Here is a 2513-nt window from a genome sequence, read left to right as displayed (position 1 = left end):
GTGGGCGGGGCCGTTCCGGGGGCGGTTTCGGTGTCGTGAGGTGCCGTACGGGGGTCGTGGGTGCCGGTGGAGGGGTGGCGAGGGCGGGTTCTGTGGCCCCTTGGCGGGTCTCTGGTACGGGGAGGGGCCCGGACGTCCGGTGTGCCGGTCGCGGGCCCCTCGTGCTGCTCCTGTGCCGTCCCGTGGCTAGCGGGCGGTCGCGCGCTCCAGGATCTCGACGGTGAGTTCCTCGGTCGGGAGACCGGCGGCGGCGGCGGTGATGAGCCGTCCGATGAGCGGTTCGGTCTCGTAGACCAGCACGCGGGACATGCCGGCCAGGAGGCCCGGGAAGACGGCGAGGCCGTGGTCCTGGAGGACGTCGCCGTGCGTACGGATGCGGACGGCGCGCTCCGGGTCGCGTTCGCGGGCGCGGTGGTCGGCGAGCGCCGCGGCTCCGAGGTGATCGCGGCGCAGCTCGTCGGAGGTGAGGGTCAGCACCCCGCCGGAGGTGTCGACGCGCTCAGCGAGGTGCTGCCCGGGGTCCTCGGTGTCGCGGGTTCCGGCGCTGGACGGGCGGCCACCACAGCGGCGCTGCAGAACCGCGGCCGCCGCCTCGACCTGAGCGGCGCGGCCCGACCAGTTGCCGGTATCGCGGAGGGCGGTGAGGAGGAGGTCGAGCAGGCGGCCGGTCGGCTCGTCGCGGAAGGTCTGCCGGAGGGACGGGGCGGCGGCGGGGGCGGCTGGGCTCACGGGGGTCTCCTGGTGTGTCGGTAGGGGGTGCCGGGCGGCGGTGTCCGTCCGGCGGGTCAGTGGTGCCGCTGCTCCTGGTGGACGCGGGCGGCGGCGAGCAGCGCGGCGGGCGTCGTGTCCGTGGTCACCCAGTCCTCGCAGGGGACGGCGAACTCCTCGGCCAGGCGGACGCGGCGGGGGTCGGAGAACGAGGCGCACCAGGCGGCGAGCGGCATCGTCTCCAGGCGGACCACCTCGTCCGCGACGTGCGCCAGCTCGTGCGCGATGGTCCGGGCGGTCAGCCCGGCCGGGACGGCGGAGGACACGACGACGTCGACCCAGGGGGCGCGGGTGGCCGGGTCCAGCAGGAATTGCGCGTTGCCGTCCTCGGTGGCCGGCAGGGTGTCCCGGCGGACACGGAGGTACTGGAGCGGACCGGCGGCGACGAGACCGGCCGCGAGGCGCTGCCACTGCCGCCCGTCCGTCGCGGCCGGGTCGACGTGGACCCACCGCCAGGTGCCGTCACGGCCGATGAACTGGACGGCGCCGGGAGGCCGGGCGGCGCTCCGTACGGGCCACCGTGCGGCCGGTGCGGGCCGGGGAGCGGGCGGGCGGACCAGAGGGGCCGCCGGTCGCCGTACGGGCCGTGACGGGGCTGCTGCGGCCGTACGGCGGGCGCGGGCCGCGCCGACGTCCAGCGGGGGCAGCGCCCGGCCCTCCAGGCGCGCCAGCAGCGCCCGCTGCCGGAGGTCTCCAGGGTTGCGGCGCGCGTAGTCGCGGGCCGCGTCGATGACGGCCTGTCGGCTCACTGGGGGCTCTCCTCCCGGGTGGTGGGCGGCGAGTGTGCCACACCGTCACGAACCGCCCCGGGCAACGCAAAAAGGGCCCCCCGGCCGCCCTCGCGAGGAGGACGGCCGGGGGGCCTCGGGGAGTGCCGGCAGAGCGGGGGTCAGTGGACGGCGAGCAGTGCGGCGGTGACGAACCGCTCCGCGCGGTCCCTGGTCCAGCGGTTGCCCTGCGTCAGGGAGTGGATCAGGCAGCGCGAGGCGGTGTCCAGGGTCGGGCCGTTGTCCCATCCGGTCGCGTTGGCGAGCGCGGACGCGGCGACGCGGACGGCCGCCTCCTGGTCCTCCTCGGCAACCGAGTGCAGCGCGGTGACGACGTCGACGTACAGGTCTGAGCCCTCCAGGTTGTCGGCGCCGTACCGGTCGTGGAAGACGACCATGTTGAACGCGATGGCGTGGCCGATGGTGTCGAGGACGCCGGGCGGGAAGGTCTGGCGGTCGGTCATGTGCTGCTCCTGGTGATGGCGGTCGGGTCTGACGGATGTTCTACCGGCGGGCGGGCCCGGCGGTCACGGCCGCGGCGAGGGTGATCCACACGCGGTGCCATGCCTGGTCGAGCAGGGGCCCGGCGCCGGGGTCGCGGGTGAGCCACTGCGTCTTGCCGCTGCGGTGAGCGAACCGGACGAGGGCCGGGGCCTGGTCGCCGGTCTCGCGCCAGTGTCCGGCGCACCGGTCGCACACGTAGTGGGTGACGGCGGAGACGGCGAGCCCGGCCGCCGCGCGCTTCCATCCGAGACGCAGACCGAGGTACCGGTCCGCGGCGGCCAGGGCCAGGGCCTGCGTCGCGGTGTAGGAGGCGACGTGCCGGGCGCAGGCGGCCCGCCCCTCGCCCCCTGCGCGGCCCTTGGCGACCGCGTCGGCGTCCCGCTGGACCCAGTAGTCACCTGCCTCGTGGGCGGCCGTCAGCAGGGCGTAGACGGCGGCGAACCGGGCGGCGGCCGTGGTGGTGTTCATGGCTGG

The 2513-nt window shown here is 76.1% G+C and carries 4 protein-coding genes; all 4 read right to left on the bottom strand.

Annotation, left to right across the window (positions count from 1 at the left end; translation table 11 throughout):
* Positions 1-186 precede the first annotated feature (186 nt).
* The 4 genes from C593_RS0128395 to C593_RS0128380 all read right to left on the bottom strand — a co-directional run bounded on the left by C593_RS0128395 (position 187) and on the right by C593_RS0128380 (position 2507).
* Positions 187-729: a hypothetical protein gene (locus C593_RS0128395; RefSeq protein WP_018850709.1), complete on the bottom strand. Its 543-nt coding sequence runs from the start codon at positions 727-729 to the stop codon at positions 187-189.
* Between the two features lie 56 nt (positions 730-785).
* Positions 786-1517 (bottom strand): hypothetical protein, encoded by a 732-nt coding sequence (locus tag C593_RS0128390; protein ID WP_018850708.1) that lies wholly within the window; start codon positions 1515-1517, stop codon positions 786-788.
* 140 nt (positions 1518-1657) lie between these two features.
* Positions 1658-1999: a hypothetical protein gene (locus C593_RS32825; RefSeq protein WP_018850707.1), complete on the bottom strand. Its 342-nt coding sequence runs from the start codon at positions 1997-1999 to the stop codon at positions 1658-1660.
* 40 nt (positions 2000-2039) lie between these two features.
* A complete protein-coding gene (locus C593_RS0128380; protein WP_018850706.1) occupies positions 2040-2507 on the bottom strand; it encodes a hypothetical protein in 468 nt (155 codons plus the stop codon).
* Positions 2508-2513: the final 6 nt, after the last annotated feature.

This window comes from Streptomyces sp. CNT372, from assembly GCF_000377145.1.
This window is presented reverse-complemented; position numbering and strand designations above follow the sequence as displayed.

Coding starts and splice junctions, on each gene's coding strand:
- C593_RS0128380 (WP_018850706.1), bottom strand. CDS start 2,507: ATGAACACCACCACGGCCGCCGCCCGGTTCGCCGCCGTCTACGCCCTG.
- C593_RS32825 (WP_018850707.1), bottom strand. CDS start 1,999: ATGACCGACCGCCAGACCTTCCCGCCCGGCGTCCTCGACACCATCGGC.